Origin of the sequence: Bacillus sp. Hm123 (assembly GCF_051842975.2) — a bacterium.
Lineage (GTDB): Bacteria > Bacillota > Bacilli > Bacillales > Domibacillaceae > Bacillus_CE.
Window position 1 is genome coordinate 2,929,175 of sequence record NZ_CM200277.1, and the last position, 12,953, is coordinate 2,942,127.

Annotated in this window: 14 protein-coding genes and 1 other annotated feature (1 of these 15 cut by a window edge); of the genes, 6 read left to right on the forward strand and 8 right to left on the reverse strand. The window is 39.8% G+C overall.

Annotated features, from left to right (window positions below):
• Nucleotides 1-47 precede the first annotated feature (47 nt).
• Nucleotides 48-2,480, reverse strand: a complete 2,433-nt coding sequence (locus ACSVDJ_RS15425; protein ID WP_439167005.1) for a DEAD/DEAH box helicase family protein — start codon at nucleotides 2,478-2,480, stop codon at nucleotides 48-50.
• Nucleotides 2,473-2,799: a nucleoside triphosphate pyrophosphohydrolase gene (locus ACSVDJ_RS15430; RefSeq protein WP_439167007.1), complete on the reverse strand. Its 327-nt coding sequence runs from the start codon at nucleotides 2,797-2,799 to the stop codon at nucleotides 2,473-2,475. Before ACSVDJ_RS15430 ends, ACSVDJ_RS15425 begins: the two co-directional genes overlap by 8 nt.
• A 770-nt stretch (nucleotides 2,800-3,569) precedes the next feature.
• Between ACSVDJ_RS15430 and ACSVDJ_RS15435 the strand changes: the two genes are divergently transcribed.
• From ACSVDJ_RS15435 to ACSVDJ_RS15445, 3 genes are all read left to right on the forward strand, one after another.
• A complete protein-coding gene (locus tag ACSVDJ_RS15435) occupies nucleotides 3,570-4,739 on the forward strand; it encodes a methyl-accepting chemotaxis protein (RefSeq protein WP_439167885.1) in 1,170 nt (389 codons plus the stop codon).
• A gap of 91 nt (nucleotides 4,740-4,830) precedes the next feature.
• Nucleotides 4,831-5,016, forward strand: coding sequence for a hypothetical protein (locus ACSVDJ_RS15440; protein ID WP_439167009.1), 186 nt, complete (start codon nucleotides 4,831-4,833; stop codon nucleotides 5,014-5,016).
• A 155-nt stretch (nucleotides 5,017-5,171) separates the two neighbouring features.
• Entirely contained in the window at nucleotides 5,172-5,531 is a 360-nt protein-coding gene (locus tag ACSVDJ_RS15445) for a hypothetical protein (protein ID WP_439167011.1), read from the forward strand.
• A gap of 139 nt (nucleotides 5,532-5,670) precedes the next feature.
• On the opposite strand, the gene ACSVDJ_RS15450 is transcribed toward ACSVDJ_RS15445, so the two are convergent.
• Nucleotides 5,671-6,576, reverse strand: coding sequence for an NAD(P)/FAD-dependent oxidoreductase (locus ACSVDJ_RS15450; protein WP_439167013.1), 906 nt, complete (start codon nucleotides 6,574-6,576; stop codon nucleotides 5,671-5,673).
• A 95-nt stretch (nucleotides 6,577-6,671) separates the two neighbouring features.
• A complete protein-coding gene (locus tag ACSVDJ_RS15455; RefSeq protein ID WP_439167015.1) occupies nucleotides 6,672-7,070 on the reverse strand; it encodes an RrF2 family transcriptional regulator in 399 nt (132 codons plus the stop codon).
• Between the two features lie 98 nt (nucleotides 7,071-7,168).
• On the opposite strand from ACSVDJ_RS15455, the gene ACSVDJ_RS15460 reads away from it, so the two are divergent.
• Nucleotides 7,169-7,465, forward strand: coding sequence for a hypothetical protein (locus ACSVDJ_RS15460; protein ID WP_439167016.1), 297 nt, complete (start codon nucleotides 7,169-7,171; stop codon nucleotides 7,463-7,465).
• On the opposite strand, the gene ACSVDJ_RS15465 is transcribed toward ACSVDJ_RS15460, so the two are convergent.
• Nucleotides 7,429-8,532 (reverse strand): Fic family protein, encoded by a 1,104-nt coding sequence (locus ACSVDJ_RS15465; protein WP_439167018.1) that lies wholly within the window; start codon nucleotides 8,530-8,532, stop codon nucleotides 7,429-7,431. The two genes, ACSVDJ_RS15460 and ACSVDJ_RS15465, sit on opposite strands and share 37 nt — an antisense overlap.
• Nucleotides 8,533-8,692: 160 nt before the next feature.
• On the opposite strand from ACSVDJ_RS15465, the gene ACSVDJ_RS15470 reads away from it, so the two are divergent.
• Nucleotides 8,693-9,055 carry an HAAS signaling domain-containing protein gene (locus ACSVDJ_RS15470; protein ID WP_439167020.1) on the forward strand — a complete coding sequence of 121 codons (363 nt, stop codon included), beginning with the start codon at nucleotides 8,693-8,695 and terminating at the stop codon, nucleotides 9,053-9,055.
• A 261-nt stretch (nucleotides 9,056-9,316) separates the two neighbouring features.
• Here ACSVDJ_RS15470 and ACSVDJ_RS15475 read toward each other — a convergent pair whose 3' ends face one another.
• Nucleotides 9,317-10,237 (reverse strand): acetamidase/formamidase family protein, encoded by a 921-nt coding sequence (locus ACSVDJ_RS15475; RefSeq protein ID WP_439167021.1) that lies wholly within the window; start codon nucleotides 10,235-10,237, stop codon nucleotides 9,317-9,319.
• A 162-nt stretch (nucleotides 10,238-10,399) separates the two neighbouring features.
• Complete coding sequence (locus ACSVDJ_RS15480) at nucleotides 10,400-11,044, reverse strand: YczE/YyaS/YitT family protein (protein WP_439167022.1); 645 nt, start codon at nucleotides 11,042-11,044, stop codon at nucleotides 10,400-10,402.
• Between the two features lie 135 nt (nucleotides 11,045-11,179).
• On the opposite strand from ACSVDJ_RS15480, the gene ACSVDJ_RS15485 reads away from it, so the two are divergent.
• A complete protein-coding gene (locus ACSVDJ_RS15485) occupies nucleotides 11,180-11,308 on the forward strand; it encodes a hypothetical protein (protein ID WP_518619310.1) in 129 nt (42 codons plus the stop codon).
• A 48-nt stretch (nucleotides 11,309-11,356) separates the two neighbouring features.
• Here the strand turns inward: ACSVDJ_RS15485 and brnQ are convergent, their stop codons facing one another.
• Nucleotides 11,357-12,682, reverse strand: a complete 1,326-nt coding sequence (gene brnQ / locus ACSVDJ_RS15490; protein WP_439167025.1) for a branched-chain amino acid transport system II carrier protein — start codon at nucleotides 12,680-12,682, stop codon at nucleotides 11,357-11,359.
• Between the two features lie 199 nt (nucleotides 12,683-12,881).
• Nucleotides 12,882-12,953: a binding site (T-box leader), on the reverse strand; it runs 179 nt beyond the window's last position.

The window sequence follows — 12,953 nt, forward strand, 5'->3', positions numbered from 1 at the left end:
ACTCACAAGCTAATTTGTTTCTATCATACTATAAATGATTTCATTAATTATTGCTGTTTTTTCACATAACCTTTCCTCTCAAAATGCCAATGCAATCGATATTGACAAATCTCCTTCGTCCATTCAAATAAGATTTGTTCATGTTCTTTTTCCACTTCAATATACACTTGGAACTGGTTATCCTCAAATGTGATCATTCCCTTTGACGATCCGCTCCACTTTGTCATTGGCATCTTGGCGATGAGATCAGTGACTTTTTTCTCTTCGTATTGTTCGAGTTCTCGGCTTTGTTTATCGGAGAAATCGATTCGCTTCCTATATTCTTTAGATGTTAAATAGTCATGGAAAAATGGTGCGACTTCTTCTGGTGTAAGGGGTTCAAGCCACTGTTTCACACCTTTTGAGAGCATGTAACTTAGGACAACCATTTTGTAACTTTTCGTCATGCTTGTTCGCTCGACTTCTTTGAGCCAGTTTTCATGAGCCAAATAAACTTGCTCCTCTTGTTCCGTCAGTTCATTAATTGCCTGTAAAAATCCCGGATAAGAGCCGTAAAACTCTTTGATCGCTTTGCTGTCAGCATAGGCTTTCAAGTGAAAGTCAAGATAAGAAGGGCGTCTACCTAACTCTAGTTTTAACTCTTCATACGCATACAACAATTGATCTTTTCTCGGATTCTTTTTGCGAGTCATTTCCTTTAATAGCTCAACTGCTTGCAAATCAAATTCAATATGACAATTCTCTGGGACAGTCGGGATCATCGCTTTCTTTTTCTTGTTGTCTGGATCACTATCAAAGACTTGTAGTTTAATATCAGCATTGCGATAGTTCCCGATTAAATCAATAATCACACAATGACTTTTTCCATCCGCTACTCGGAGCCCTCGACCAATTTGTTGAGTGAACACCGTCAATGATTGGGTCGGACGAGCAAAAAGCAACGTATCCACCGAAGGAATATCAATCCCTTCATTAAATAGATCGACGGTAAAAATGATATCCAATTCCCCTTCATCAAGTGCTTTGATCGCCTCTTGCCGAGAATATCCCTTTGTTTTGGAATGAAGCGCAATTGTTTTCCAACCTTTGTTGTTGAAATAACCACTTAAAAATTCCGCCTGACGAATCGATGAGCAGAAGCCAATCGTTTTCGTCTGACGATATTTTTTCCATGCAGCTTCAATCTTTTCCGCCATTTCTTCTTTTAACTGTACTTGCAAAAGCTGTTCCTCATCATATCTTGCGCCAAGCCAAGTGAGCGCAGAATAATCGGTATCATCATACACGCCATAATAGACGAAAGGAGCGAGCCAGTTTTTCTGAATCGCTTCGATAAAATGGATGCGATAAGCAGTGTTGCCATCACAAATGCTATACACATCTTTATTGTCCATTCGATCCGGTGTCGCCGTAATCCCAAGCAGAAACTTCGGTTGAAAATAATCAAGAATCGTTTGATACGAATTAGTGGCAGCATGGTGAAATTCATCAATGATGATTAAATCAAAATCAGTTGGAGCAAAGCTTTCTAAATGATGCTTCATGCCAAGAGTAAACACTGAGGCGAACAGCATATCCACACCTTTTTCTTTATAATCCGCATTCAAAATTCCAGCCGTTCGTTCTGGCATCACATGCTGAAATGATTTTTTCGCTTGTGTTAATAGCTCTTTTTGATGAGCAATAAATAGGATGCGTGTAAATTTGCGAGCGAAAAATGCCGCAAGATACGTTTTCCCAAGCCCTGTTGCCATCACAACGAGCGCACGATCATATTGTTCTTCAAGCGTGCTTTCCAATGCGGCTAATGCTTCTTGTTGAGCGGGTCTTGGACTTAATTTTTTATTAATTATGTATGATTCCGTTGGTTCACTGACAAGTTCTGCTTGATCAGCAGGTTCTGAAAACATTATTTCTGTTTCTTCAGCTTCTGTCCATTGTTGAACGACCGATTGCTGGCGATGAAATTGCTCGTAGCTGTCTCGGTATGCCTTAATCGTTTCGTTGTTTACAGGAATCGTGAATTCATGTTGAAAAATAGCGGCAAATTCTTCGAGTCCCTTTTCAAAAATCTCGTCATCCACAGCTGGTGGGGCATGAAGATTCCATTCTACTCCGCTCGTTAAAGCAGAGGCAGATAAATTGGACGAGCCAACAATTAAATGACCTGTCTCATTCATCCGAAACAAATAAGCTTTCGGATGAAATGACTTCCCACCACTTTTCCACATACGAACTTCAGCATCAGGCAGTTCTTCCACAAGAAGCTGAAGCGCATCTGGCTGAGTAATATGTAAATAATCACCCGTGCCGATTTTAATCGTTGCTCCACGTAAAACAGCCTTCTTTAATGAAGGAAGAATCTGTTTTACGCCTGATTTCATCACGAAAGAAGTGAGGATATAAATCTCCTCCGCTTCTTCTGCTAATACGTTAATCGTATCGACTAAATTCTTGGTGATTAATTGTAGCTTAGTCATCCTCCACCTCAATCAAAAAAATCCGTTCCTCAAATCCCCCACGCTTTTCCGCTTTACGCTCACGAATCGCTTCGAGCTGGTCGTAATCAGCTCCATGAATCGTAGCCGCTGCATGGATTAGTTCTAGCAAATCAGCCAATTCTTCCAGTGCTTCCTCGTCATTATCGGCTGCTTCATATTCCATCAGCTCTTCGTTCATTTTTTTATGGACTTCTTCATAGTATTCTTGTTCGTTTAGAATACGAGTTTTTGATGATTTCCCTGCTTTTTCGATGATTTCTGGAATGCGGTCTCGAACGAGTTTGTTGTAGATGGGCATGGTCATAGCTCCTTTTACATTCGTTTTCCTAACATTTTATCAGAAAAGGCAATTAAAAAAATAGATACCCTCTGATCTTTATTGAATTTTCCCTTTCATTTTCCACCCATTCTATATATCAACAAATATTGTAAAATCACAAGTAAATGATAGGCCTTTCACACTAGTAAATCCCTTGTAAGTAGGTTACTATTGTAACTAAGTATGGGGTTTTTGGAATTATTATGTCGTTTTTTAAATGAGGTTAAGGGGGGCTTTATGTGAAGGTAGGAATTCGGACGAAGCTGTTTGGTGCTTTCGTTGTGATGCTGGGCTTTTTGGTTGTTCTTGGCGGCATTAGTATTGCTCATATTGTCAAGACGAATCAGATGCTGGCAGATATTAAGAAGAATGAAGAAATTATGGTCGGTTATAATGATATCGCCTTTCATACGGTTCGATCGAATGCGGCGATTCGTGGATATATGAATTATCAGAAGGACTTTATGAAGGAGAATCATTATTCGATTCGTGAGCAAGTACATGCTTCCATTGATCGGTTGAAGGAATTGGGTGTGACGGATGCGAAGTTTGTGCAGTTTGAAAAGGACTTCGTGGCATGGGAGCAGGCGATTGATGAGCAGGTGATGCCGTTAATTGATGCGAATAAGTTGCCTGAAGCGTTGAAGGTGTCGGCGCCGATTTTAGGAGAGGGCTCGCAGAAGTTGGTCGTTTTCTCAAAGGATAATGCGAAACAGATTGATAAGCAGATTGCTAGTGAAATCGAGCAGATGAATGCGAATGGCGATTTCATTTTTATTTTGACAGCGATTGTCGTTGTTGTCAGTCTGATTGTCGGTGCGGTTCTTGCGTTTGTGTTTGGAAATGGCGTGTCGAGAGCAATTCAGCAGATCATTTCGCAAGTGAAGCAATTTGCCTCTGGAGATTTCACAGTGACATTTGATACGAAGCTTCGTGATGAGTTTGGGATGCTCGCGTCTTCGATGAATGAGATGACGAGTACGCTTGGGAATACGCTCAATCAAATTAGTTCATCAGCGGAGCAAGTAGCGGCGACGGCCGAGCAGCTGACGGCGAGCAGTCAAGAAGTGAGTAAGGCAACCGTGGATATCGGGGGCGCGATTCAAAATATCTCTTTTGGCATCGAGAAGCAAAATGATAAAACGAAGCATACAGGCCAGCAGGTGAACAGTGTCGCTCATGAAACGGATCAAATTTCAGCGAAGATCCAGTCCGTGAATGAACAAACGGATTGGGCAACAGAAAAAGCAAATCAAGGCCATGATTTTGCGAACAATGTGACGGCACAGATGGATACGATTTTAACGAAGACGAATCAGATTACAACGAGCTTGCATGAGTTAAAAGCGAAATCAACGACCATCACAGAGATGGTGGCGATCATTTCAAACATTGCCGAGCAAACGAATCTCCTTGCCTTGAATGCGTCGATTGAAGCGGCTCGTGCCGGAGAGCATGGAAAAGGCTTTGCTGTGGTGGCGTCAGAGGTTCGTAAATTAGCGGAGCAATCGGGAAATGCCGCTCAAGAGATTCATGCGCTCGTCGGTACGATTACGGCGCATACGGATCGGGTCGTTCAAGAGATGGACAGCAACAACGCTTCGGTGCAAAAAGGAAAAGAAATGATCGATATAACAGGAGCGACTTTCGCCGATATCTCGCAGGCGGTGGAACGCGTACAGGCTGAGGCAAATGATGTGACGACAGCGATTCACAATATGCACGAAAACATTCAATCGATCGTTCAAGACACGAACTCGATCGTGAGCATTTCCGGTGAATTCATGGACGAATCACAAACGGTGGCAGCGGCGATTCAAGAAGAAAGTGCGATGATGGAAGAAGTAGCCGCAGCGGCGAACGAGCTCGCGCATATGGCGATAGAGCTACAGGAATCTGTTAGTCAATTTAAATATTAAAGAGTTTGAAAGGAGAGCCGCTTTTCGTAGCGCTCTCCTTTTGTGATATATGTTATCCTTAAGGAAAACAATAATGGGGAGTTTTACCAAAATGGTCAATAAGCAAAAGATACGAAATGCGCTTCCGTGGGTTGGAGTGGTTTTTTCATCGATTATTATGCTTGTTAGTTACTTCAGTGACAACGGAAGATGGACTGGCTATGTAGCGATGACTTTATTTATCATCGTACTTATTTTGCGGATTGTCTCTTGGGAGCGGAAGAAAGAGGAAGAGTAGAGGGGGGATATTTTGAAAAGATTTGTGATTCGACACAAGTCGGGGAGTGACAGGCACCTATCTTAATATTATCTATTTATCTGAATATTATAATCACTAAGGGGCTACTTAGATAATTTCTATCTAGCTCAAGGTGAAAAATGGGAGGTGTAAGAATGAAAAAAATAGCAATGAATATACTCATCATCTGCTTATATAGTTTTCCGTTTGTTTATTTTTCAATGTACAAAGACTTCACGGATGGCTCGATGATCGGCTATTTATTGATGATCCTCATTACTTCGATTCTCTCTTTCATCAGTCAATACTCTAACTACACACTAGCTGTAATCATCGGAAACGTGGTGTCGACTATCGTTTCTTATTATTTTATCACTCAAATGGCTGGAGATGACCGCTGGAGTAGTTATTTTAAACCACTAGCACCTACTCACTTGTTAGTATTGGTGAGTGTGTTAAATGTAATTCCTCAGCGAATGGCCATGAACTTCGCAAAAAAGCATAGAAAAAAGTAAATGATAATGAGGGCTATACATGATATTCATATAGGAATGCTTCTAACAAAAACAAGCCTACATCTCCGCTAAATCTACAGGGATACAGGCTTGTTTCACTTTATATTATTCGACAAAACCCGAGGAGTGACAGGCACCTTTAAAAATTTTCATTGATGATGTCCATATTGACAGTTTTAGCTACTTGACTTCCTTCTGCGGCTGCTATAGTTAGCGATGTAGATTTAAGGTTCTTACATTCTCCTGCCACATATATATTTGGTTCGGATGTCCGAGCTAAATCATCTGTAACGATATGACCCTTCTCGTTGATTTCACATCCAAGTTTTTCTGCAAAGTCATTCGTTCTTTTGTATGTAGGAGAAATAAATCCTCCCGTTCTTTCAATCACCATACCTGAATCAAACTGTACCGCTTCTAGCATCCCATTATCGCCACGCAGCTTTGTTATCCGAGATTCAATCGTCTCTATCCCCTTTTGTTGGAACAATTCAATCGTACGATCTTTAAATTTATGTCCGTTCGATGCAATGATGAGATCTTTAGACCAATTGTATACGAGTTTCCCTAAATGAATAGCGTGCTCATCACTTTCGGCAATTACAATAAGTGGTTGATTTTTCACTTCCCACCCATCACAATACGGACAGCTGAACACACTTTTTCCATAAAACTCGCTGACATTAATATTGTTAGGAAAAATCTCTTGAATACCGGTTGATAATATTATTTTACCTACTTCAAAGATCGCCCCGCTTTCTGTATGAATTAAAAATTTCCCACCTTCTATTTTACTGATATCCTCAACTGCCTGATTGACCAATTTCACATTGTCATACTGTTGAATATCTTTCATCGCTAACTGCTTAAATTCATTAGGGGTTACACCATCTCTTGTTAAATAGCCGTGTGATTTTTTCGTCACTCTGTTACGGTTTGTCCCATTATCAAAAATCACTGTATCTCTTAATGATAAACCTAAATAAAGACCGGCGCTCAATCCTGCTGCTCCTCCACCGATAATAGCACATTCAAATTGTTCCAAAATAATCGCTCCTTCCATATTTTTAATTACAGATATTATAGACTGTTAATGTCTTTAATTAGTATAAAATAAAAAGAGTTGAGCCGTCAATCCACTCAACTCCCTTCGATTTCTTTGGCGATGTCGAATATTTTTTTTGTTTTCAATTCTTCTTCCATCTTTTTTTCTGCTTCTAACATGACCTTATATACAAGACAGTTGGGACCATGTATGGGATCACATTCGAATAACGAAGATTTTCCTTCTATCGCCTGGATCACATCAAAAAATGTGAGTTCTTTCGCATGATGCAGTAAGCTATACCCACCGTTCACACCTGTTGTTGATACGATCATTCCTGCCTTTACTAATTGCGAAAGGATCTTCGATAGATAAGTAGTAGATATTTGTTGCTGGCTTGCTAGTTCTTGTACACCAATTGAAGTGTTTGAATCCTGCCTAGCTAAATAAATCAACGTGTGCAAAGCGTAATTGGTAGCTTTGGAATATTTCATAGTACCTTGCTCCATTCTAACAGTGATTAATTATCTATTATAAAATGGAACGTTGACAATTAATAGTGGGAACGTCAATAATTTTGTGTAAATAGGGATTGAGAAGCGAGATACAGGTGAATCCTGTCGCTTATGAGACGGAACAAATTTCAGTGAACATTCAAACGGTGAATGAGCAGTCCGACTTTACGATAGAGAAAGCGAATCAAGGTCAAAATTTCGCCCACAATGTAACAGAGCAGATGGATATTATTTTAACGAAAATATTCAGTGCCATGCTATTTTCATTCTATCCATTTCAAAAGCTTATTTATCCCGTATTAACAGACTATAAGACCCTACTGAGTCAAATTTCACTTTATTCACTCATAATCCGAATTAAATCGTATTGGTAATAACGACGATTCCTTTTTCTGTCATCCCCAAAAATCATATTTAATTGAACGAGTTGCGTTAAACTTTTCCGAACGGTTGCAGGAGCTAAACCTGTAGCTTTTTCAATTTGATGAACAGTCGCAATGGGCCTTGCAAATAATGCCCCCCACACTTTCTTCGTAGAAGGTTGATTAAGTTTTTTCATTCCTACATTATAAAGCTGTTCAGCTTTATCTAATTTCTCATATTGATGCTCTGCCATCCGAATGGTCGCATCTAAAAAGAAGACAATCCAACTTTTCCAATCTGGTTTTTCCCGTCCAATTGCCCGAACCCCATTTAGCATCGCATAATATTTGAACTTTTCTTTCTCAAGCTCTTCACTTAAAAAAAATAACGGCGAATCAATTAGATTAGATTGTAGCAAATATAAAACAATAAGAATTCTACCTAATCTCCCATTCCCATCTAAAAATGGATGAATAGATTCAAACTGCGCATGGACAATGGCCGCTTTAATAAGTGGATGCAACATATCCTCTTCCTCTTTTTGATAAGGATGACCATTAATGTATCTCTCTAAATTTGTCATATAATTCCCCATAAGTTGAGGCTCGGGTGGAATATATGATGCATCTTTTATATGTTTGGTTGGCCCGATAAAGTTTTGAATTTTACGGTACTCTCCAGAAGCATTAGTTGAACCTCTAGCATTTTCCATTAAAATCACATGCATATCACGAATTAACCGCTCTGTTAATGGATATCCCATTTGAACACTCTCTACACCTTTTTGTAAAGCGCTTTGATAATTACGAACTTCTATCTTCTCCCAGTCTTGTTTTTGATCAATATTATCTTCCAACATCTCACTAAATGTTACTTGCGTTCCTTCAATCCTTGTAGATTGGACAGACTCGTGCAACGTTAACAATTGAATGAATGACTCATTTACTAAAGAATAACGAAGCTTTTGCTTTAAACTCTCTAGCTTGGATGACGCTTTCACTACCTTTTTATAAAAAACAAGTTCCGTTTCCGCATCAAATGGAATAGGGAGTAATGGTAAGTTATATGGTTTCTTCAACTCAAACACCCCTAAAATTATTTTTAATAACATTATACTCTATCATATATCTTTTTTAAACATTACAACATTTTTCAACCAGAAAATATTACAAAATAATTGGAAGACTATAAAAAAATATACGAATCCGTTTTAACTTTGGAAAAGGAGTTGCATTCATATGAAGAATGATGAAGTGAAACGATTTTTATCAAACTTAAACAAAGAATTATCTCATATACCTAAGTCAGAAAGGGATAATTACATTCATGAATTTGAAGATCATCTTACTTCGTTGATTGAGGATAAAAAATCAACAGGAATGACAGAAAAAGAAGCAATCGAATCATCTTTAAACGAATTTCCCTCTCCTAAAATAGTTGCAAAAGATTTAGTAGACAGCCATGAAAAATTGTTTAAAGATCCAACAGAGGGTATGGATTTTAAATTCAGATATAAATCTGCATTGATAGTTATGGGGTTAGGGGAACTTGCACTATTGTTCATAGATCAATCAACATTTATTCGATTATTATTGGGTTAGTAATGATCATTTCAGGAAACATCTTGGTGTTTAAACATAAGAATTGGAAAGCTGACAATATCAAATTTGGATCCAGAAGAAATACAAAACTAGACAACTAGGTAACGGTATTATACCGGCAACCAGTTGTCTAGTTTTAGTTAGGTACAGCTATAGTTATAGTATTAACTATGCCCTTCTATAATATTTCGACTGTCTAGAAAGTCCAATTTTTTACTAATAAACACCTAAATTCTAAAAACACGTTTTATCCACCCGATTTTATTCGACAAAACTCGGGGAGTGACAGGCACTCACTGCATCGTATTGCTCTGCGATCCAACGCGGCAGTTCTACTCGCATTGTTTTGAGCGGGTTTACGGCTTGGCAGACACGCACATCACTAGCAATGCTCACTAACATACTCGCTTCCGCTGTGTTCAATAACGTTTCCTTCTCTAGCCATGAAACCATATTTTTCACTGCAATGCTCGTTGCTTCATCTAAAGTTTCCGCAGAGCCAATTGTTATCACATGTTCATCTGTGACGACCATCGGCAAGGTCCACTCTTTCCCTTTCATCACATCGACTTCTAATGTGACTCTCCCGGCAATTTCTACCCCTGTTGAAACTTCGCCATCTCCCATCGCTGCGTGTAAATCTCCTAAAGATAATAAAGCGCCTGGAACATTGACAGGCAAAAGAACACTAACCCCTTCTCTAATTTGCTTACAATCCATATTGCCCCCGTGAGCGCTCGGCCGATCATTCGATACCGGCTCATCTGCAGGAGCTGTACCGATCACGCCGATCATCGGCTGGACCGACAACTGTAGCCTATCGTTGAAGATCACTTTTCCGTTATGTATCGGCAACTTCTTTGTCACATTAACCGTTAATTGCTCCCCCATCACACCAAGGTCAGGTGCCACAAACGAAAATCCATAATCAGCTAATTCTATTTGTTGAATACGTACATGCAAAATGTCTCCTGGCTCTGCTCCTTCCACATAAATTGGACCAGTCGCAGGATTTAAACGTCCCCAATCAATTTCATGTAAAGAAACAGCCTCAGAATCAATTTGATTGTCAAAACAGTCGTTAATATCTAAGGTCACAACAGACCCTCGACTGACGACCAATGCAGGCGGATTCACTGGTGACATCTCATACACCTTTTTATCATTAGAAATCTTGTACATAGCCCATCTCCTCTCGTTTCCCTTCATAATCACACTCTATAACATACAAAAAATTCTAAATATTTAAAATTGTAACACACACATAAAACACGCGCAATCTTTCGTTTCATAAAACAAAAGCTGTTTCGCAAAGGAAATCATCCCTAAACGAAACAGCTTTTTTCAAATAATGTTTTTGACATTTGCATTCACTTGCCCTTTTTTAAGTAAATAAGCAAGCCATTTTTGACATGGCGGCAACGTCACTTGAATGATTTTTCCTAAAAATAAGGCGATGAAAATCGTACCGATGCCGACTGGTCCTCCGAGTAGCCACCCTAAAAAGAACACCGTGATTTCCATGCCATTTCGAACGAGCGTAATGCTCCAACCCATTTTTTCAACGATTAACAACATTAAACTATCGCGCGGTCCCGCTCCAAGATTAGCCGATACGTACAAACTAATGCCAAATCCTAAAAGGAGAACACCGACGATGAAACAAATGACTTGAATGAACAACGTCTCTGGCACTGGTAACAAACCATTGAAGATATCAATAAAAATCCCAAGCAACAGCATATTCGCAATCGCCCCGATTTTCGGTGGCGTTTTCGTTCCGATCCATGTAGCGCCAATAATGATAATTCCAACGATGATGGACCATGTACCGATCGTTAATCCTAATTGCTTATATAAGCCGTAATGGAAAACATCCCACGGCCCCACTCCTAACACTTTTCCTTTAATCGTTAACGTAATTCCTAAAGACAGCACAATCAAACCGACAATAAAAAAAGTCCATCGCAAACGATACTCTCGGCGCATACGCACCCTCCATTCCGATCAGAACACTTATTTATTTAGTATTCCGAAATAGTTTCCTCATTTACTTTAGCATATACCTCTCATTATTTTAAGAGGTTTTTCACTGCTTCTCGTTTGCTTAATGAGCCTGAGAGATTGGTTAACTATTCTATCTCGTTTCATCAAGATGATGACCAAGCAACGATTATAGATCATGATAAAGAATACATTGGCACATTAGGCAAAGAGCATTCCACACGATTAAAAGAAATTTTGCTCCAGTAAGAATGTACGATTCTCCTTATCTCCACAAATAGCAACAAAAAGCCAGGATTAAATCCCTGGCTTTTCATTCGACAAACTTCGGGGAGTGACAGGCACCTTAAGAGTTCCAAGCGCCACACCTACCAATGCTGGAACGATCCATTCTAGTCCAAATTCGGCTAGTGGAAGGTGTTCTCTTACGGTTTGGAGCGGTCCTAAGTTGATGCCGAATGTGTGTAGTCCTCCAAGTACTGCGAATACTCCGGTGAATAAAACGGTGCTTCCGTATACTTTCTTTGAGTTTTTAAAATAGCGATGAAAGAATGTTAGAACGATAAGCACGATCGTTAATGGATACGCCGTCACAAGGAACGGAACCGATACTTTTAAAATTTGCGCAAGGCCTAAATTCGCTAACGTGAATCCAACGACCGTTAATACTAACACCAATGTTTTATAGCTAACTTTCGGAAATTGCTCGGCAAAGTATTGGCTGCAAGAAGTCGTTAAGCCGACGACTGTTGTAAAGCAAGCTAACGTGAAGATTAACCCAAGTAAGATCATACCGTTTTGTCCTAATAAAAGAACGGATGTTGCAGTTAAAATGTCTGTGCCATTTTCAAAAGAGCCGCTCGCTGCCATTTTTCCACCGATTAAGCCAAGGCTGATATAGACGACGGAAAGCAAGCCGCCAGCGATCATTCCCGCTTTTAATGTATATTTCGTTAATGCTTTGCTGTCAGTGATGCCTTTTTGGCGGATCGATGTAAGGATAACAATTCCGTAAGCTAAAGCTGCAAGGGCATCCATCGTGTTATATCCTTCGATAAACCCTTTAAATAACGCACCACTTTCATATCCTGCTGTCGGTGCTTGTAACGGTGCATCTAACTTCATAAAGCCGACGACACAAAGGACGACCATCGCCACAAGCAGGACGGGAGTGATCCAGCGGCTTAAATATTTTTCCATTTTCGAAGGGTCTAAGCTGATGACATACACAAGAGCGAAGAAAACAAATGTATAGATAAATAATGTCAATGCCGGGTTCCACGCTTCACTTAAAAATGGTTTTACGCCCATTTCATACGCTACATTTGCATTTCTCGGGATACCAAGAAACGGACCGATCGATAAGTACACGCCAAACATGAACACTTTGCTGAAAGTTGGATGTACACGATTGCCGATTGCTGGTGCGCCGTCCTTCACAAGGGAAACAGCTAACAAAACAGCGAAAGGCAACCCAACACTCGTGATAATAAATCCAGCCATCGCGAGCCAATAAGACGTTCCCGATTGCGCTCCTAAATGAGGCGGAAAAATCAAGTTCCCTGCTCCAAAAAACATCGAAAATAACATTAAGCCGATAAATACTGTGTCTAATCTCTTCATTGCAAATCTCTCCTTTTGTTTTTGTAAAATAGAAAAGCGTAGCCGACTGCTTAGACACGACAAGCAAATGTTCTGACGCTGAAAAGGCGACAAGCCTTGTAAGCGGCAGGTTATTTGACTCGAGTGTCTAGGAGGCGAAGCTAGACAATAAAAATGCGTATGTACTGATCCTGGAAAAACAAAAAAACTCGTCCCCAAAAATAGGGACGAGTTTGTGCTCGCGTTACCACCCATATTCCGTTCGTATCGACAACGATACAAACAGCTCTCC